Source organism: Tumebacillus lipolyticus (assembly GCF_042682745.1).
In the GTDB taxonomy this organism is placed as follows: domain Bacteria; phylum Bacillota; class Bacilli; order Tumebacillales; family Tumebacillaceae; genus Tumebacillus_A; species Tumebacillus_A lipolyticus.
Genome location: NZ_JBHUIO010000009.1, coordinates 227,340 through 246,300 on the forward strand (window position 1 = coordinate 227,340; position 18,961 = coordinate 246,300).

Sequence of the window (18,961 nt, forward strand, 5' to 3'; positions counted from 1 at the left end):
CCACTGAATTGTTTACGTGATTTTAGTTTATCAAATTATACCATCGCATCCAATCGTTGACCAGCAAAAAGAAAAGGACGGAGTATTCTCCATCCTTCATTCGATGCGACAGCGCTTAACACGCTTATCGACTGCCATTCTCATATGATTTGCCGAGGCTGTGCGGTGCTTCTGCGCGCCCGACAACCCCCGCGAGCGCGAGGATGGTCAACAGATAGGGCAGCATGTTCAAAAACTCGCTCGGCACATAGGCGGTGAGGCCCAATACTTGACCGGAGACCGACAAGGCGGTCGCAAAGCCGAAAAACAAAGCGGCTCCCATCGCGCCGACCGGATGCCACTTGCCGAAGATCATCGCCGCAAGCGCCATAAAACCATGACCGGAGACGGTCGCATGTTGGAAGTTCGACGAGATCGCGACAGACAGAGCGCTGCCGCCCATGCCTGCGAGCGCCCCGGAGATCATCACCGCCATGTAGCGCATACGACGGACGTTTACGCCCAGCGTGTCTGCCGCGCGGGGATGCTCGCCCACTGCGCGCAGACGCAGGCCGAACGGCGTTTTGTACAGCACGTAGTAGGAGACCCCCACCAAGATCAGCGCCACGTAGGAGATGCCGTACAGGTTGAAAATCCCCGGACCGATGATCGGAATCTCGTGCAAGCCTGGAATCGCAATCTTAGTGAACACGTTTTGCACGGTCGTGGTTTGACCTGCTCCTTCGAACAGCTTCTTCACCAGAAACAGGGCAAAACCTGCTGCCAAGAAGTTCAGCGCAACGCCGCTGACTACCTGGTTTGCGTTAAAATTGATCGAAGCGATCGCGTGTGGAAGCGAGAAGAGAATCCCTGCTACCATCGCAGCCAACATCCCGAGCCACGGAGCGAGCCAGCCCGGCACCCCGAGCGTCTCTCCCGTCCAGATCGTGACGACAGCTGCTGCAAACGCCCCGATGACCATCAGTCCCTCAAGCGCGATGTTGATGACGCCCGAACGCTCGGAGAACACGCCGCCAAGCGCCGCCAAGATCAGCGGCGTAGCGAAGATGATCGAGCCGTTCAAGATCGTGATCAGCATATCTGCAACGTTCATTAGCTCTGCACCTCCTCACGACGACGGCGGCGGAACACACCGAGCAAGCGGTAGATGATCGCAGAGGCCGCCACGAAGTAGATGACCATCGAGATGACGATTTGGATCGACTCGGTCGGAATTCCCTCGACGCGCTGCATGTTGTCCGCTCCGAAGGAGAACCCGCCAAACAGCAGTGCGCCCAGCACGACGCCAAACGGGTTGTTCGCCCCGATCAGCGCTACGGCGATGCCGTCAAAACCGATGCCGGTAAACCCTGCGGAGATCACCATATAGCCGTAGACGCCGAGCGTCTCAACCGCACCGCCCGCACCTGCGAGCATGCCGGAGATCACCATCGAGAGCACGATGTTTTTCGAAACGTTCATCCCCGCATATTCGGAAGCGTGCGGGTTGAAGCCAACAGAGCGCAGTTCATAGCCGACAGTCGTCTTCCAGAGCAACCAGTACATCAGCAAGGTGAACAGCAAGGCGATGATCAGCCCCCAGTTCAGCCTCGCACCATCAAAGATGCTGGAAAAGAAATCGGAGGTGAGCGAAGCGGACGGTTGGATGTCCTCCGTGCCTTCCGATTGCCCTTTCAAAAACGTACGAATCACATAGTTAGAACTAAACAGTGCAACATAGTTAAGCATGATCGTCGTGATGACTTCGTGCACGCCGAGCTTCGCTTTCAGCCAGCCGGCGAGACCGGCGTATAACCCTGCTGCGACCATCGCGACGAGCACTGCCACGATCGCATGGATCACAGGCGGCAGGTTCCACGAGATGCCCACCCATGCGGCTGCGAGCTGTCCGACGATAAATTGACCTTCCACCCCGATGTTAAACAGGCCGGTGCGAAAAGCGAATGCGACAGCGAGACCGGCAAAGATCAGCGGAGTGACAGCGCGCAGCGTTTCACCGAGATAGTAAGCGTTGCCAAAGATCCCCTGAAACACCAGCTCGTAGCCGCGAATCGGATTGAAACCCATCGCCAGCATGACCAATGCGCCGACGAGCATCCCGAGGATGACGGCGAGCACAGGAACGAGAATCGCGTTCCATTTTGAGTTCACAGAGTTCATGTCTGCGCCCCCCTCCTCTCTTTTCCTCCACCAGCCATCAACAACCCCAGCTCATCATGATCGGTCTCTTTCGGATCGACGACTCCGACGATCTGCCCTTCATAGATGACGGCGATGCGGTCGCTCACGTTTAAGATCTCGTCAAGTTCGAGCGACAGGAGCAACACAGCTTTCCCCGCGTCCCGCTGCTCGATCAGTTTTTGATGAATGAATTCGATAGCGCCGACATCAAGTCCACGCGTCGGCTGAGCTGCGATCAGCAGGTCTGGGTTGCGATCCACTTCCCGCGCGATGATCCCCTTCTGCTGGTTGCCGCCGGAGAGCGCGCGCGCCTCGGTGAATTCGCTCGGTGTGCGCACGTCAAATTGTTGGATCAACTTGCGCGCATATTCGTAGATGGCGTTGTAGCGAAGCACGCCCGCTTTGGCGAACGGCGACTTGTAGTACGTTTGCAACACCATGTTCTCCCCGATCGAATAGTCGAGAACAAGACCTCGCTTGTGCCGATCCTCAGGGATGTGACCGACGCCCGATTCGATGATCTCGCGAGGACGGCGATTTTGAATCTGTTTGCCGTTTAACAGGATCGAGCCCGACTTGATCTTGCGCAGTCCTGTGATCGCTTCGATCAGTTCGGACTGCCCGTTTCCATCGATCCCGGCGATGCCCAGGATTTCTCCTGCCCGCACTTCCAAGCTCAAGCCCTTCAGCGCATCGACACCACGGTTGCTGGCCACAACCACATCGTTCACTTCCAAGACAGCCTGTTTCGGCTCTGCCTGCGTTTTCTGCACCTCGAAGGTGACATGGCGCCCGACCATCTTCGCCGCCAGCTCGTCCACATTGGTGCTCTCGATCGACACGGTGTCGATGTACTTGCCGCGTCTGATGATCGTGCAGCGGTCTGCCGCCATCATGATCTCTTTCAGCTTGTGGGTGATGAAGATGATCGACTTGCCTTCCGCCACCAAGTTGTGCATAATTTCCAGCAGCTCGTTGATCTCCTGCGGGGTGAGCACTGCGGTCGGCTCATCGAAGATGATGATCTCCGCGCCGCGGTAAAGCGTTTTCAAAATCTCGACGCGCTGTTGCATCCCGACCGAGATCTCGGAGATCTTCGCACGCGGATCGACCTTTAATCCATATCGGTCGGACAGATCTTGCACCTCTTGCTCCGCCTTTTTGATGTCGATCTTCACGCCTTTTCTCGGCTCAGCGCCGAGGACGATATTTTCGGTGACCGTAAACTTGTCGACGAGCATGAAGTGCTGATGCACCATGCCGATGCCAAGCTGATTCGCCATGTTCGGGTCTGTGATCTGCACCTTTTGCTCGCGGATGCGAATCTCGCCCTCATCCGGCTGGTACAGACCGAAAAGGATGTTCATCAAAGTTGATTTCCCCGCGCCGTTCTCCCCGAGCAACGCGTGGATCTCCCCTTTTTCTACCACTAGATTGATCGCGTCATTCGCAGTAAACCCTGCGAATCGCTTCGTGATCCCTAGCATCTCAACAACTGCCGGCACAGCATTCCCTCCCCATGATAGAGGTCGAATCCAAAAACAAGGCCAGTGTGTAAGCACTAGCCTTGTTGGTCGGAGCTATTCTTGGTGCTTCTTACTTGAAGTTTTTAAACTCGTCTGCAGTCGCCGGAACTTTGATCTTGCCATCGATGATTTGTTGTTTGTAATCATCCATCAGCTTGATCACATCTTCTGGCGTGTTTTTCTTGGTGGTCGGTGCGTAGTTGACGCCATCGTCTTTCAGACCGTACACGATGTTCTTGCCGCCTTCATACTTGCCGTCTTTCAGTTCTTTCGATACTTGGAAGATCGCGTGGTCAACACGTTTTACCATCGAGGACAGCGTGTTGTCCGGTGCGAGGTCAGACTGGTCGCGGTCAACACCGATTACCCAGTTGCCTTTGCCGCGCTCTTTCGCTTCTGCGAACACGCCATCGCCAGTCAGGCCAGACGCGTGGAAGATGATGTCAGCGCCTTGTTGGTAAAGTTGAGATGCCAGCAGCTTCCCTTTGTCCGGCTTGTCAAATGCGTCCGCATAAACGGCGATCACTTCTGCGTCCGGCTTCACCGTCTTCACGCCCGCTTTGAAGCCGTACTCAAACTTCTCGATCAGGGCAAACTTTACGCCACCCACGAAGCCAACTTTGCCCGTTTTGGACATTTTTGCTGCGAGTACGCCCATCAGGAAGGAGCCTTCTTGTTCGTTAAACGTTACTGCCGTCACGTTTTTCGGAATGTCACCGCCGAGGTCGGAGTCGATGATCCCGATCTTCGCATCCGGGTTGTCGAGCGCAACTTTCTTGATGTCTTTTTCCATCAAGAAGCCGATGCCCCAGGTCATGTCAACGCCTTTGTCTTTCACAAACGCGTTCAGGTTCGGCGTATATTCTTCCGCACGTTTCGATTCGGTTACTTTCGGCGTGACGCCGAGTTCGTTTTTCGCTTGGGTCAAGCCTTCCCAAGCTGCTTGGTTGAAGGAGTTGTCATGCACGCCGCCGACGTCGGTAACCATCGCGATGGTCATCTTCTTGCCGCCGTCTGCCGCGCCTTCCCCTTCTTTCTTGCTGTCTGTGCCGCAACCTGCCAGCAAGGCAGCTGCCAGCACGCCGGTCAGCGCAAGGCTCATAAACTTATTCGCTTTCATTTCGTAGATTCCCTCACTCTCATAAGATCGAAATGGTGTAGACAGATCTTTCGGTATGTACTGATACTAGCTTCTCCAACTTTCCCGACGAACTTGCGCAGTTATTCTTTCGGTCTGCGCCGCAAGACGTGAAAGTGGAACGTATCGGTACGAAAGTAGTTGGCCGAAAGCAACACAGGGCTGTCGCTCGCATCATAGTGCATCTGCTCAAGCAATAGCAATGCTTGGCCATCTTTTACATCAAGCGCCGGAAACACTTCCGGATGCCAAGCGATCGGCTTGATCACCGTCCTCGCATACGCGATCGACCGACCGGCCGCTTCCAAGTGTTCAAAGAGCGATCCATCAAACCCGTGCAGCCCTCGCGGCAAAATCGACTTGGGTACACGGTCTTCGCAGTACACCACCGGATCACCGTTGGCGGTGCGAATGCGATGAATCAGATACAGTTCAACCGGCACTGAGAAACCGAAGCTTTCCTGATCCTCTTGGGTCGTAAGCTCTTCTCCGACCGTAAACCCGATCGTCCCAGGCTTGCGACCAGCTCTTTCGATCCACTCGGTGACAGAGAACAATTGCTCGATGCCCGCTTGCACCAGAGAGCGTTCCGCGATAAACGTACCGATGCCATGTCGCCGAACGACCGCACCTTCCTCCTCCAACACGCGAAGCGCTTCGCGCAGCGTGGCTCGGCTCACTCCAAACATCTTGGCGAGCTCGAACTCGGAAGGAAGCCTCGTCCCGGGTGGCCATTCACCACTTCCTGACATCTCTTTGATGCGATCGATGACCAGCATGTACAAAGGACGTGTGTCTGGTCGTAGTAGATTCACGTTTACCTCCCTGGATAGTCAGATGTCTGACACCAATCCCTATTCTACATATTTCATATGAGATACGCTAGCGATATTTTACCTTAACGTCAAAAAAAATAAACTCTACGTACAAAAACTCCCCCTTTTCGACGATTTCAGTCAAACAAACGCCTCGGAGATCACTCCGAGGCGGACTGTTGCATCATGGCCCATTGGTCACGAGTAATTTTCACTTCGCGCGGCTTGCTCCCTTCGAACGGTCCGACAAAGCCGCGATCTTCCATCTGGTCGACGAGGCGGGCCGCTCTCGCATAGCCAACTTTTAACTTGCGCTGCAGCAGTGAGACGGACGCCTGTTGATTCTCGACGATCAGCGTGACCGCATCGTAGAACAGATCGTCCAGCTCCTCATCGGCAGCTCCGTTCCCATCATCGCCCTGAATCGTGTTCAGGTCGACCGTGTAGTTCGCCTCCCCTTGTGACTTCGCGTAGGAAACGACGCGCTCCACCTCTCCGTCGGAGAGAAAAGCTCCCTGCACGCGCACCGGTTTGGAAGCTCCGACCGGCAAGTAGAGCATATCGCCACGCCCGAGCAGCTTCTCCGCTCCGCCAGAGTCGAGAATGGTGCGCGAGTCGACCTGCGAGGAGACGGCAAACGCGATGCGCGAAGGAATGTTCGCTTTGATCACGCCGGTGATCACATCGACAGAGGGGCGCTGCGTGGCGATGATCATATGAATCCCGGCAGCCCGAGCCATCTGCGCGAGCCGACAGATCGCATCTTCCACATCGCCAGGCGCGACCATCATCAGATCGGCCAGCTCGTCGACGATGACGACAATATAGGGCAGCGCCTGTGCACCCTTCTCGCTCATCAGCGCGTTAAAACCATCGATGTTGCGACATCCCGTCTTGGAGAACAGCTCGTAGCGGTGCTCCATCTCGGCGACCACTTTTTTCAGCGCATAGGCGGCGCGGCGCGGGTCGGTCACCACTGGCGCCATCAGGTGCGGAATTCCGTTGTAGACGTTCAGCTCCACCATCTTCGGGTCGACCATGATGAACTTGACTTCAGATGGCTTCGCTTTGTAGAGAATCGATGTGATGATCCCGTTGATGCAGACCGATTTGCCTGAGCCTGTCGCACCGGCGACCAACAGGTGCGGCATCTTGGCGAGATTGCCGACGATCGGAAGCCCCGAGATATCTCGACCGAGCGCAATCGTCATCTTCGAGTCATTCCCAGAAAACTCGCTCGCTTCTAGCACCTCACGCTGGGTGACGACCGCCACCTCTGTGTTCGGCACCTCGATGCCGATCGCCGATTTGCCCGGAATCGGCGCTTCGATGCGGATGTCTTTCGCCGCCAGCGCGAGCGCGATGTCGTCCGACAGATTGACGATCTTCGATACTTTGACGCCGACAGCAGGCTGTACTTCATACTGCGTGACAGCCGGCCCGATCTGCGCGTTGACCACTTTGACCGAAACGCCAAAGCTTTCGAACGTCTGCTCCAATTTGCGCGCGTTCGCCTTGACCCCTGCGATGCCCATCCCCTTCTGTCCAGCCTTTTGGGGATCGAGCAACGTGAGCGGCGGCAGCTCATAAAGATCTTCCTGCGCCGGCTGAAAGTCGGGCTTCCCGTCGATCTGATCTTCTTGCTTCGCCACCCCTTTGAGCGGGAATTCTGGCAGCTGGTGTGGCGCATCGATCGGTGCGGTGGATGGTTTGACCGGAAACTGAATCTTGATCTGGCCCGAATTGTTGCCCTGCACAAACTTCGGTACGTCCAGCTCATCGTCTGGGCCCTGCTCGCTCGCTTCAGGTTGCTGTTCGAGCGCCACTTGGTCGGCAAACGAACGCACCGTAAACGGCATATCCTCACGCTCTTGCTCCTGCTGCTCGGTCGATCGCTGCTGTTCGGCGTTCGCCAGGTTCGCGGGGGGAGCGAGCTCAGTCATCGCAGCCAGCTCGTCTTCCTCCAGCTCCCATAGCGACGCGCTGTCGCCCGACGCGCCTTTTGCTTCCGCTCGGCTCTTCCTTTCCTGTTTGGCCTTCCCGCGCTTTTCCCAGAGCAGGCTCCACCATTCGCTCAGCGACTCAAAGAGACTCGCCATCCGCGTCGACATCTTGTCGCGGCCGTTGCCAAGCATCGTGACAAGCGACTTTTTCGTCAGCAGGATCACCGCCATGATGCTCGCCATCACCAGCACAAACAGGGTGCCTGCCGTGTCGAACAAAAAGTGTGTGATCGAGAAGATCAGAAAACCGGTCAGCCCACCACCTGCTGACGGCCGTGGAATCGGCTCCCCATTTTTCGTCGGGACGACCGAATTGTAGTCTGACTGCGCAGAGATCCGATCCATCGTCACGTCAAACAGATCGGGTTGCGTGTTGGGATGACCCCGCGTGATCGTATCGTACAGATTCATGTGCGACCAAGTGACCATCACCAGCAGAAAGACGATCAATCCCCACTGCCTTGCGGTCATCTTCAGGCGCTGCCGTCTGATCATCAGGTAGACGGCCACATAGATCAGATACCATTCGAGCAGCCAATCCCAGTTGCCGCCGAGCAGGATGAACAGATAGTCGACCGTCTTGCCCACCCAGCCCTGTGCGGCCAATCCGAGCATCGCCAACGCGATCAAGGAAAGGCCGATCAGCTCAAACTTGAGAAACTGCTTTGTCTGTTCAATTTTCCCAGTGCCTTTAGCACCTGTTCCTTTCCGTTTCGCTCTCGCCATGCTTTCGCTCCGTTCTTGCCAAACTCTTGTTCTATGAAAGCTTCTCCTTTTCTCGGACATTTCCTTCAGCCAAAGTTAAAAAAGCCACTTCCTCAAGGGGGAAGCGGCAAGCTGATGCTACTGCATGGTGCTCGGTGCCAAACAGACTGTCTGACCGGGCTGATAGTTCGGATTGAGATAGTGAGACGGATCGGGGCACAGCAGGCGAATCACTCTGCCATATCCCGGTTGTTCAGCAACCGGCTCCACCAGCATCTTCACCCCGTTGACCTCCGCTTCCATCCAATTGTATTGCTGCTTATCAAAATGTTCGAGGATCTGCTCCTCTGGTATGACCGACCAGAGCATCATTGCAACACCTCACTGCCGTTTTTGCTTTTTGCAGAAGCGATCATCTCGTTCAGCTTGCGAATCGCCTGCGCCAAACCGCCGATCTCATCGATCAGCCCGTATTTGACCGCATCCGGCCCAACAACTGTGGTGCCGATATCGCGCGCCAGCTCGCCCGTCTTCAACATCAGTTCCCGAAATTTATCTTCGGTCACCTGCGAGTGAGCGGTCACAAAGCGGATCACCCGCTCCTGCATCTTTTCCAAGTATTCGAATGATTGTGGCACGCCGATGACAAGGCCGGTCAACCGAATCGGGTGGATGGTCATCGTCGCAGTGTCGGCGATAAAGCTATAATCGGATGCGACCGCAATCGGCACCCCGATCGAATGTCCGCCTCCAAGCACCAACGTGACGGTCGGTTTGGACAAGGTGGAGATCATCTCCGCCAGTGCAAGACCTGCCTCCACGTCACCTCCCACCGTGTTCAGAACGATGAGCACCCCTTCGACCGATTGATTTTGCTCCACCGCGACCAGTTGCGGAATCAGATGCTCATATTTGGTGGTCTTGTTCTGCGGGGGGAGCACAACATGCCCCTCCACCTGCCCGATCACACTGATGCAGTAGATGTTCGACTGGTCGGTGGAAGGGACGTTTGTCGTGCCCAGCGCCTCAATATTGTCGACCGGCCCACGGCTTGGCATATCGAGCGGCAATCCTGGTGGTGGTGAAGTCGGTTGCACGCCAGGCGGTGTGGGGGGATTTATCGTGGGGGGCATATCCATGCGCCCGTTTCTCCATTCTTGCATCATACCACTCTCCTCTAAGTTCTCAGCAGTAGTATGAGACATAACCCGTCAACGTATGCAGATTCTGTGAACGCAAAAAAGCCTTGGCTTCTCGCGAAACCAAGGCTTTTGGTGCTGCTATACTTCCATGATGATCGGCAGGATCATCGGTCTTCTGCGCGTCTGTTCGTAGAGGAAGCGGGACAGTGCATCGCGCACGCCCGTCTTCAGCGAAGACCACTCGTTTACATTTTCGGCGACCATCCGCTGCAGTGTCGCGGTGACGATACGGTTGGCTTCGTCCAGCAGCTGTTCCGACTCGCGGACATAGACGAAACCGCGAGAGATGATGTCTGGACCGGACAGGATGTTTCCTTCCGCTTTCGAAAGCGTGACGACCACGACGAGAATCCCGTCTTGCGAGAGCAGTTTGCGATCGCGAAGCACGATATTGCCCACATCGCCAACGCCAAGCCCGTCGATGAGCACGGTGCCCGCCGGAACTTTCGAACCCATGCGAGCGCGACCGTTTTGGAACTCGATCTGATCGCCGATGTCGACGATGAAGCAGTTCTCTTCTTCAACGCCGGTGCCAACAGCCAGTTCCACGTGCTTTTTCAGCATCCGATACTCACCGTGCACCGGGATGAAGTATTTGGGTTGCACGAGATTGAGCATCAGCTTGAGCTCCTCTTGCGAACCGTGACCGGAGACGTGAACCCCAGAGACTTGCTGATAGATCACGTTGGCACCAATGCGGAACAGTTGGTCGATCGTGCGGGAGATAAACTTCTCGTTACCAGGGATCGGCGACGATGCGATGATCACCGTATCGCCCGGCAGGATCTCCACTTTGCGATGCGTCGCCCGCGCCATGCGGGTCAGGGCGGACATCGCCTCCCCCTGCGAACCGGTCGACAGCACGACGATCTTGTCTGCTGGGAGCTTGTTGACCTCATCCGGGTCGATCAGAGTGCCCTTCTGCACTTGCAGATAGCCGAGCTCCATCGCGATGTTGATGTTGTTGACCATGCTGCGTCCGACAACAGCCACCTTGCGCCCGAAGCGCTCGGCAGCGGTGAACACCTGTTGAATCCGGTGCAGGTTGGACGCGAACGTCGCGAGGATGATGCGGCGCTCCGCTTGACGGAACGTATCGTCGATCGTCACGCCGACCACGCGCTCCGACATCGTGTAGCCGGGACGCTCCGAGTTGGTCGAGTCGGAAAGCAAGGCGAGGACGCCTTTTTGTCCCCATTCGGCCAACATGTGGAAGTCAGCTTTGCGGTTGTCGACAGGGGTGAAGTCAAACTTAAAGTCACCCGTGTGAATCACGACGCCTTCCGGTGTGTCGATCGCAAAACCGACCGTGTCCGGAATCGAGTGGTTGTTGTAGAACGGGGTGACAGTAAACACGCCCGCCTTGATGTTGTTCTTGTTGGTAACGGTGATCAGCTTGGTGACCTCAAGCAGATTGTGCTCACGAAGCTTGCCTTCGATCAGCCCGAGCGTCAGTCTGGTCCCGTAGACCGGCACGTTGATATGCTTCAAGAAATAAGGAAGACCGCCGATATGGTCTTCGTGGCCGTGTGTGATAAAGATCCCGCGGATCTTGTTCTTGTTCTCGATCAGATAGGTGATGTCCGGGATGACAATATCGATCCCAAGCATCTCCTCTTCCGGGAACTTCAGGCCGGCATCCACCACGATGATGTCGTTGCCATACACATAAGCCGTCATATTCTTGCCGATTTCCCCAACGCCGCCCAACGGGATGATCGACAATTTGTTGTTGTTCTTGCTCAAAACTACACCTCCAAAATATACCGATTCATTCGCTTGTCCCAGTTCGTGTCGCCGAAAACCCGTACCAGTCACTTGGTAAATATTATACATGAACAATTACCTCGTTACAAGAGAGCCATTGTCGGTAGTATTGCCGCCAAAAAGTTAGCTTACACGCGCGGCTATTCCTTCGATTTTGACCGATCTTCACGCTTGGGAGAGGGCATTTGTCCTGGCGGAACGCGAACGATGTTTTGCTTGGCGACAAGCCGAGGGCGCAGGTTCATCGCCCACCATGGCGCGCGCAGGAGCACGTCGCGCAAGTTGCTGATCATCAGGGGCGCAAGGGGCGTCAGGTATGGAACGCCAAACGACCGCAGGCTCGTCGTATGAATCAGAATTGCGAGCAGGCCGAGCGTGATGCCATACAGTCCGAAAGTGCCGGCCAACACAATCATCGGAAAGCGCAGCATTCGAATGGCGATGGCGAGGTTGAAGCCTGGGATGGTAAATGATGCGATGCCTGTGATCGAAACGACGATCACCATCGGCGCGGACACGATGCCCGCTTGCACCGCCGCCTGTCCGATGACCAATGCGCCAACGATCGACACCGCCTGCCCGATCGGCTTGGGCAGCCGAACACCCGCTTCGCGCAGAGCTTCGAAGGTGACTTCCATGATCAGCGCTTCGATCAGCGCAGGAAAAGGGCTTTCCTCGCGAGCCGATGCGATCGATAGCAAAAGGTTGGTTGGCAACATCTGCTGATGAAACGTGGTGATCGCCACATAGATGGAGGGCAAGAGCAAAGCGATGAACAAAAAGACGATCCGCACCCACCGAATCAGCGAAGTGAACAGAAACCGCTCGTAGTAGTCTTCATCCGCATGCAACGCTCCCCAGATCGTCACAGGTACGATCAGGACGAACGGAGTGCCGTCCACAAAGACTGCCACCCTCCCCTCCAACAGGTTGGCTGCCACCACATCGGGCCGTTCTGTGTTCTTGACTTGCGGGAACGGTGAGAATGGGACATCTTCGATAAACTCTTCGATATACCCCGATTCGAGCACCCCGTCGATCACAATCCGCTCGATTCGTTTCTTCACCTCTTCGACGATCAATTCGTCTGCGATTCCCTCGATGAAGGCGACTGCGAGATCCGTCTGTGTCAACTCCCCTACGCAGAGCGATTCGATCTTGAGGCGCGGAGTGCGTATTTTCCGACGCAGCATTCCCGTATTGGTGCGAATGTTTTCGGTAAATCCTTCCCGCGGCCCGCGAATGACCGTCTCCGATACGGGCTCCTCGATGCTGCGCTTCTCCCACCCTTTCATATCGAGCAACAGCGCCTCTCGCTCGCCCTGTAAGGCGAACCCCACCTCCCCTTTCAGCAGCCCTTTAACCAGTTCTCGCAGGCTGGAGACGGAGCGCATCTGCGCGGCGGGAAGCAGGCGTTCCTGCAAAAGAGCTCCTGCACCACCCTTCCCTCCGTCTGGTGACGCAAACAAGAGCGGTTTGAGCACGACCGACTCTAACTGGTTGCGATCGACCAGTCCATCGATATAGACCAGAAGCCCTTTCTGTGAACCGAACAGTTCCACTTCTCGATAAAGCGCGTCCGAACAGTTGGCAAATACGTTCCGCAGCAATGACTCGATCTCTGCGAGCTCTTCCGGAATCGTCCTTTCCGGCACCTCGGATAACGGTTCCTCCTCTATCTGACTCCGCTTGGAATTCATCACGGCCCCCCTATTCTGTGGGAAGTCAATCGGTACCTTTACTTTAGCCAATTGAAATGGAAGACTATGCAGACGATTACATAATGCTGGAATTCGAAGAGCAAACTACCTGCAATTCGTATCAACAGTTGCTGGGAAGGAGTGAATTCCGATGTGGTCGAGAGGTCTGCTCGTCGTTCTGCTCCTCCTTTCCCCGCTCGGTGTTAGCGGATGTTGGGATCGCATCGAGATGAATGACCTCGCTTGGGTGATGGCCACCGGGATCGATGAGGCTGAGGATGGAAAGATTCGCATGACGTTGCAGATCGCCACTCCAGCGAACGGCAGCTCCGACTCTCCGAAGGGCAAAAGCGATCAATTTATCGTGCAATCGGCAGTCGGCAAAAACCTACACGATGCCCAACAAAAAATCGAAAATCGCATGTCCCGCCAACTGTATGAGGGCCATCGTCGCATCATCCTGATCGGCGAAGATCTGGCCAAGCGCGGGATCAAAAACATTCTTGACCAGTATTCCCGCGATCCGCTCAGCCGACTGCGCAGCTACATCTTGGTCGCAAAAGACAAGCGAGCACAAGAGATGCTTCAGCTCAAGTACCCGTTTGAAAAAGCGCCTGCAGAAGCGATTCGAGAGATGGCGCTTTCCAATAATGGTCTGGGCGTCACTTTGCGCGATTTCTTGATCAGCGCTACCTCGCTCGATATCTCACCCGTGATGGGAGTGATCGAAGCGGAGGGCGGAAAAAACATGCATCTGGCTGGCACCGCGATCTTTCAGAATTTCCAACTTTGCGGCTATCTGGATGAGAAGGAGACGCGACAGCTGCTCTGGTTGCGCGGCGAGATGGCCAATCGACTGTTTACTTCCTCGATCCCGAACAAGGGGGAAGTGGCGATCGAGATGACCGCTTTGCAGCAGAAGCTAGAAGCGATGCCTGAGGAATCGCCGATCAAATTTGATGTGAAGTTGAAAGTGCGCGCGATGGTGCATGAAAACGACACCCCCTTCAATCTGTTATCACCTCCAAATATTGCGCTGATCGAACAATCGATCGCCAAAGACATGGAGGGTCAGATCGCCAAGACGATCGCACAGGTGCAACAGAAATACAAAGCGGACGTGTTCGGTTTTGGACAAGAGCTCCACCGCCATCATCCTCGCGCTTGGAGAGCACATCGTGATCGCTGGGAGGAACTCTTTCCCACCGCCGAGATCAACGTATCTGTACAAATCGATTTGGAGCGCACCGGTCTGTCAGGCCCTCCGTTGCAGCTCGATGAAAGCGAGGTGCTCTGACTTGTCCTGGTTTAATGTTTTTCTCTATCTGCTCTTCGTCGCCTGTGCCTCTCTTTTCCAAATCAAGCGCCTGAAACGAAAGGAAATGAAGAAAGAGCTTGCCGTCTACAGCCTGTTGATCAGCCTCGCAGCTGTGATCGGCGCGCTGCTGATCGGAGGCTCCGAACTGCCCAGCCCTTCTCAACCGCTTCAAGAAGTTTTTTCTCCGCTCGGACGCTTGCTCTTTCAAAAATGAACCGATGAGGAGGAACGGATGAAAACGCAAGTCGAGAAAATATCTGGTAGCGGGCTCTTCGCTCTGCTGTTCATGTTTTTAGTCGGGAGCGCCATCATCTTGCCACGAGGGTCGGTGGCAGGGCACGACAATTGGCTCTCCCATCTGCTGGCCATCATCGCAGGCCTCGGCGCGACGATGCTCATCGTTTCCCTGTATCAAAAGCATCCGGGGCTCTCTTTCATCGAGATCGCCGAAACGCAGCTCGGCAATCTAGCGGGCCGACTGATCGGACTGCTGTACGCCTGGTATGCTTTGCACCTCGGGGCGCTCGTGATGCGCAATTTGGAAGAGTTGACCCTGACGGTCGTCTTGCCGAAAACTCCGCCATTGATGGTCAAGGCAACGTTGTTTCTCCTCTTGATTTGGATCGTGTACGAGGGAATCGAAGTGATCTGCCGCTGTGCACAAGCGATCATGTTTTTGGTCATCCTGTTGCTTTGCATCTCCTATCTCCTGCAAGCGTCCGATATGAATATCGATTTTTTTCTTCCGCTTCTCGACCGGGGATGGTCGCCAGTGCTGGAAGGGGCGTTGCAGATCTTTTCCTTCCCATTTGGTGAGGCGGTGCTGTTTGCGATGATCTTCCCGTACCTGCAGAAGTCGAAAGATGCCTCTCCTGCTGTGCGCTGGGCCATATTGATCGCCGGCTTCGTACTGCTCGCCGATACGGTGCGCAATGTGCTCGTCTTCAGCGAGTTGAGCGATCGGCTGCAGTTTCCGTCCTTCTTGGCATTCTCTTACATCTCGGTCGCCGATTTTTTGGAACGACTAGAACCGCTCGCGTTCGTCGTCTGGATGCTCTGCGGCTTTTTAAAGATCAGCGTCTGCCTGTTCGTCTGCAGCGATGCGCTCAGCCGCACTTTGAAGAGCAACTCTTCCCGCACCTTTCTGTTCCCCCTCGGGTTGTTGTTGGCATGGCTGTCACAGCTCCACTATCGCAATCAAGCAGAGATGTACCTGTTTAAAAATGAGGTGTGGCCGTACTATTCGCTCCCGTTTCAACTGCTGATCCCCTTGACTTTGCTCCTCGTATCGATCAACAAAAAGAGCCGTTCGACCTGAAGACCCTCCAAGTTCATCGCACTTGGAAGATCCTCAATCGAACGGCTCTTCTCGATCTTGCTACCCTTTGATCGATCGCAGTCGCTTGCCGACCTCTTCGACCAGTTCTGGCTCAGCTGCAACCAACGGCAGGCGCACACCTCCGACTGGAATGCCGCTCATGTTCAGCGCCTCTTTGACCAACGTCGGATTGGTCGACAGGAACAGCCCTTGGAAGATCGGAAGCAGTTTCGCATGAAGTGCTGACGCCTCTTCCACTCGCCCTGCTACAAACGCGTGGATCATCTCCGTCATCTCGCTGCCGACGACGTGCGACGCGACCGAGACGATGCCATACGCACCGATCGACAGCATCGGCAGCGTCAGATAGTCATCGCCGCTGTACACTTTAAAATCTTGCGGCGCAGCAGATGTGATCTCCGAAATCTGATTGAAATCGCCGCTCGACTCTTTGGTCGCCACGATGTTGTCAATCTCAGCGAGTCGCAACGTGGTGTCTGACGTCATGTTCACCCCGGTCCGCCCCGGAATGTTATAGAGAATGCACGGAATCTTTACCGATTCGGCGATCGCTTTGAAATGTTGATACATGCCTTCTTGCGATGGCTTGTTGTAATAGGGGACGACGAGCAAAAGTCCGTCCACGCCTGCCGCCTCCGCCGCTTGGGAAAGCGAAACGGATGCTTGCGTGCTGTTGCTCGACGTTCCGGCGACCACTTTGACGCGACCTGCCGCACGCTCGACCACATATTTGAACAGAGCGAGCTTTTCCTCGTGCGTTAACGTCGGCGATTCTCCCGTCGTGCCTGAGACGACGAGCGTCGTTGTGCCCGTCGAGATCAGATGCTCGATCAGCGTGTCCAATCGACCGTAGTCGATGTTTAGGTTGTCATCAAACGGAGTGACCATCGCGGTAAGAAGCCTTCCAAAATCCACTGCCACTGTCTCCACACCATCCTTGTTGTTTACTTCATCATCTGTTGTCTCTCAAAGAACGTGCAGTTCGAATTTATGGTGCAACGCGCGAACTGCACGCGCCATATCCTCGCCACGCACCAAGCACCAGATCGTCGTATGCGAATCGGCAGACTGCAGGATCTCGATCCCTTCGCTGGTCAGCGCATCGAGAATCAAGGCCATCACGCCCGGCACGCCCGCAATCCCAGCACCGACGACCGACACTTTCGCACAAGCGCGGGTGACGGTCGGCTCATACCCGAGCTCTTGCAGCACGCCGAGCGCTTTGCTCGTATCGTTGTCCGAAACGGTATATGCCACCCCGCGCTCGTTGACGTTGATAAAATCGACAGAGATACCGCTGACCGACATCGCCTGAAACACTTTTAACTGCATATCTTGCATGTTCGGTTTGGCAAACACTTTGATCTGCGTGACGTTCGCCGTCTGCGTAATTCCGGTCACCAGCCGATCGCGAAGTTCCCCTTCGATCCGATCCGACTCGGTGTGCGAAGTGACCAGCGTTCCCTCATCTTTCGAAGTCGTCGCTCGCACGCGGATCGGGATGTTTTTCTGCATCGCGATCTCGACCGCCCGCGGATGGATCACCTTCGCCCCTTGATAGGCGAGGTTGCAGATTTCCGAGTAGGTCACCGTGCGCAACCGTCGCGCATCGTCCACGATTCGCGGATCTGCCGTCATGATGCCTTCAACATCTGTGAAGATGTCGACCACTTCCGCATCGAGCGCCACCGCGAGCGCAGTTGCGGAAGTGTCGCTGCCGCCGCGCCCGAGCGTCGTCGTTTCGTTTTCCTTCGTCCATCCTTGAAAGCCTGTGACGATCACCACTCGATCCTGCTCCAACTCCTGCAGAATTCGCTTCGGGTTGATCGTCAGGATCTGAGCGCGGGAAAAATCATCGTTGGTCGTGATCCCCGCCTGACCGCCATTTAACACGGTCGCCTCAACGCCCTGAGAGCGCAGCTGCGCTGCGAACAGCACACCGGAGATCAACTCTCCGCAAGACATCAACAGATCGACTTCACGACGGGAAGTTCGGTCCTGCTCCTCGATCAGGGAGAGCAGCGTGTCTGTCGCATATGGATCGCCTTTGCGCCCCATCGCCGAGACGACGACCACCACGCGATACCCGAGCGCTCTCGCCTCTAGTATATGTTCGATCGCCTTTTCTCTGATCTCTCGGGAAGCAACCGATGTGCCACCAAATTTCTGAACGAGTATCCGCATATGTTCCCCTTCTGCCTACTTGGATTTCACCATGTATTCGGCGATCTGGACAGCATTCCAGGCAGCACCTTTTAGCACGTTGTCAGAGACCACCCACAGGTTGAGACCGCGCGGATGGTACAGATCACGGCGAATGCGACCCACGTACACATCGTTTGTTCCTTCTGCCATCGCAGGCATCGGGTACTCCTGTTCTTTCAGGTTGTCGATCACCTTGATGCCGGGCGCCTGTTCGAGCAATTGGCGCACCTCTTCGAGGTCGAACGATTTTTCCGTCTCCACGTACACAGCTTCAGCATGGCCGTAGAGCACCGGGATGCGCACAGCGGTCGGGGTCACCTGAATCTCTTGATCGCCGAAGATCTTGTGCGTCTCATTGACCATCTTCATCTCTTCTTTCGAAAAGCCGTTCTCCTCGAACACATCGATCTGCGGAACGGCGTTAAAAGCCATCTGATGCTTTTTCGGCTGAGAGCCGACCGGAAGATGTTTGCCGACCACCTCTTCGCCGTTCAAAACTGCACGCGTCTGATCGAGCAGGTCATCGACGCCTTTTTGTCCCGCGCCGGAGACCGCCTGATAGGTCGAGACGATGATCCGCTCGATGCCGTACGCGTCGTAGAGCGGCTTGAGCGCAACGACCATCTGAATGGTCGAGCAGTTCGGATTGGCGATGATGCCGCGGTGTTGGGAGATCATGTGCGGGTTGACCTCAGGTACGATCAAAGGCACTTCTGGCACCATGCGAAACGCGCTGGTGTTGTCGATGACGACCGCACCGCGCTCCACCGCTTCCGGCGCCAGTTTTTCCGAGATGGAACCGCCTGCCGAAAAGAGCGCAAAATCGATCCCTTCAAACGATTCTGGGCGAGCTTCCTGCACCGTGTATGTCTGACCTTTGAAGGTCACTTGTTGTCCAACAGAACGAGGAGAGGCGAGCAGGCGAAGTTCGCCGACCGGAAAATCTCTCTTCTCCAGAGTCTCAATCATCTTCTGGCCGACTGCGCCTGTGGCTCCAACCACTGCAACATTGTATCGTTCTTTTTTTACCATTTCGATCGTCCAACTCCTCGTCATGTTAGC

The 18,961-nt window shown here is 55.6% G+C and carries 16 protein-coding genes; 3 read left to right on the forward strand and 13 right to left on the reverse strand.

Annotated elements, in window-relative coordinates; translation table 11 throughout:
* Nucleotides 1–124 precede the first annotated feature (124 nt).
* The 10 genes from ACFSOY_RS15015 to ACFSOY_RS15060 all read right to left on the reverse strand — a co-directional run bounded on the left by ACFSOY_RS15015 (nucleotide 125) and on the right by ACFSOY_RS15060 (nucleotide 13,037).
* A complete protein-coding gene (locus ACFSOY_RS15015) occupies nucleotides 125–1,093 on the reverse strand; it encodes an ABC transporter permease (protein ID WP_386047953.1) in 969 nt (322 codons plus the stop codon).
* On the reverse strand, nucleotides 1,093–2,160 hold the full coding sequence (locus tag ACFSOY_RS15020) for an ABC transporter permease (RefSeq protein WP_386047955.1): 1,068 nt from the start codon (nucleotides 2,158–2,160) through the stop codon (nucleotides 1,093–1,095). The genes ACFSOY_RS15015 and ACFSOY_RS15020 overlap by 1 nt, the downstream gene beginning before the upstream one ends.
* Nucleotides 2,157–3,686, reverse strand: a complete 1,530-nt coding sequence (locus tag ACFSOY_RS15025) for an ABC transporter ATP-binding protein (protein ID WP_386047956.1) — start codon at nucleotides 3,684–3,686, stop codon at nucleotides 2,157–2,159. Before ACFSOY_RS15025 ends, ACFSOY_RS15020 begins: the two co-directional genes overlap by 4 nt.
* Before the next feature lie 91 nt (nucleotides 3,687–3,777).
* Entirely contained in the window at nucleotides 3,778–4,827 is a 1,050-nt protein-coding gene (locus tag ACFSOY_RS15030; RefSeq protein ID WP_386047958.1) for a BMP family lipoprotein, read from the reverse strand.
* A 101-nt stretch (nucleotides 4,828–4,928) separates the two neighbouring features.
* The gene (locus ACFSOY_RS15035) at nucleotides 4,929–5,624 is read right to left on the reverse strand and encodes a GntR family transcriptional regulator (RefSeq protein ID WP_386048359.1); all 696 of its coding nucleotides are present in this window, start codon (nucleotides 5,622–5,624) and stop codon (nucleotides 4,929–4,931) included.
* Between the two features lie 197 nt (nucleotides 5,625–5,821).
* Nucleotides 5,822–8,389, reverse strand: coding sequence for a DNA translocase FtsK (locus ACFSOY_RS15040; RefSeq protein ID WP_386047960.1), 2,568 nt, complete (start codon nucleotides 8,387–8,389; stop codon nucleotides 5,822–5,824).
* Nucleotides 8,390–8,506: 117 nt separating this feature from the next.
* Complete coding sequence (locus tag ACFSOY_RS15045; RefSeq protein WP_386047962.1) at nucleotides 8,507–8,740, reverse strand: YlzJ-like family protein; 234 nt, start codon at nucleotides 8,738–8,740, stop codon at nucleotides 8,507–8,509.
* Complete coding sequence (locus tag ACFSOY_RS15050; protein ID WP_386047964.1) at nucleotides 8,737–9,534, reverse strand: ClpP family protease; 798 nt, start codon at nucleotides 9,532–9,534, stop codon at nucleotides 8,737–8,739. Before ACFSOY_RS15050 ends, ACFSOY_RS15045 begins: the two co-directional genes overlap by 4 nt.
* Nucleotides 9,535–9,648: 114 nt before the next feature.
* Entirely contained in the window at nucleotides 9,649–11,316 is a 1,668-nt protein-coding gene (locus ACFSOY_RS15055; protein ID WP_386047966.1) for a ribonuclease J, read from the reverse strand.
* A 161-nt stretch (nucleotides 11,317–11,477) separates the two neighbouring features.
* Nucleotides 11,478–13,037: a spore germination protein gene (locus ACFSOY_RS15060; protein WP_386047968.1), complete on the reverse strand. Its 1,560-nt coding sequence runs from the start codon at nucleotides 13,035–13,037 to the stop codon at nucleotides 11,478–11,480.
* A 151-nt stretch (nucleotides 13,038–13,188) separates the two neighbouring features.
* On the opposite strand from ACFSOY_RS15060, the gene ACFSOY_RS15065 reads away from it, so the two are divergent.
* From ACFSOY_RS15065 to ACFSOY_RS15075, 3 genes are read left to right on the forward strand one after another with little or no spacing between them, the layout of a single operon-like run.
* On the forward strand, nucleotides 13,189–14,334 hold the full coding sequence (locus ACFSOY_RS15065) for a Ger(x)C family spore germination protein (RefSeq protein ID WP_386047970.1): 1,146 nt from the start codon (nucleotides 13,189–13,191) through the stop codon (nucleotides 14,332–14,334).
* Nucleotide 14,335: 1 nt separating this feature from the next.
* Nucleotides 14,336–14,569, forward strand: coding sequence for a hypothetical protein (locus ACFSOY_RS15070; protein ID WP_386047972.1), 234 nt, complete (start codon nucleotides 14,336–14,338; stop codon nucleotides 14,567–14,569).
* An 18-nt stretch (nucleotides 14,570–14,587) separates the two neighbouring features.
* Nucleotides 14,588–15,673 (forward strand): GerAB/ArcD/ProY family transporter, encoded by a 1,086-nt coding sequence (locus ACFSOY_RS15075; protein WP_386047974.1) that lies wholly within the window; start codon nucleotides 14,588–14,590, stop codon nucleotides 15,671–15,673.
* A gap of 60 nt (nucleotides 15,674–15,733) precedes the next feature.
* Here the strand turns inward: ACFSOY_RS15075 and dapA are convergent, their stop codons facing one another.
* Genes dapA through ACFSOY_RS15090 form a run of 3 tightly spaced genes read right to left on the reverse strand, consistent with a single transcriptional unit; the run spans nucleotide 15,734 to nucleotide 18,931 of the window.
* A complete protein-coding gene (gene dapA / locus ACFSOY_RS15080) occupies nucleotides 15,734–16,609 on the reverse strand; it encodes a 4-hydroxy-tetrahydrodipicolinate synthase (protein ID WP_386048361.1) in 876 nt (291 codons plus the stop codon).
* Between the two features lie 51 nt (nucleotides 16,610–16,660).
* Entirely contained in the window at nucleotides 16,661–17,878 is a 1,218-nt protein-coding gene (gene dapG / locus ACFSOY_RS15085) for an aspartate kinase (RefSeq protein ID WP_386047976.1), read from the reverse strand.
* 15 nt (nucleotides 17,879–17,893) lie between these two features.
* Nucleotides 17,894–18,931, reverse strand: coding sequence for an aspartate-semialdehyde dehydrogenase (locus ACFSOY_RS15090; protein ID WP_386047978.1), 1,038 nt, complete (start codon nucleotides 18,929–18,931; stop codon nucleotides 17,894–17,896).
* Nucleotides 18,932–18,961 lie beyond the last annotated feature (30 nt).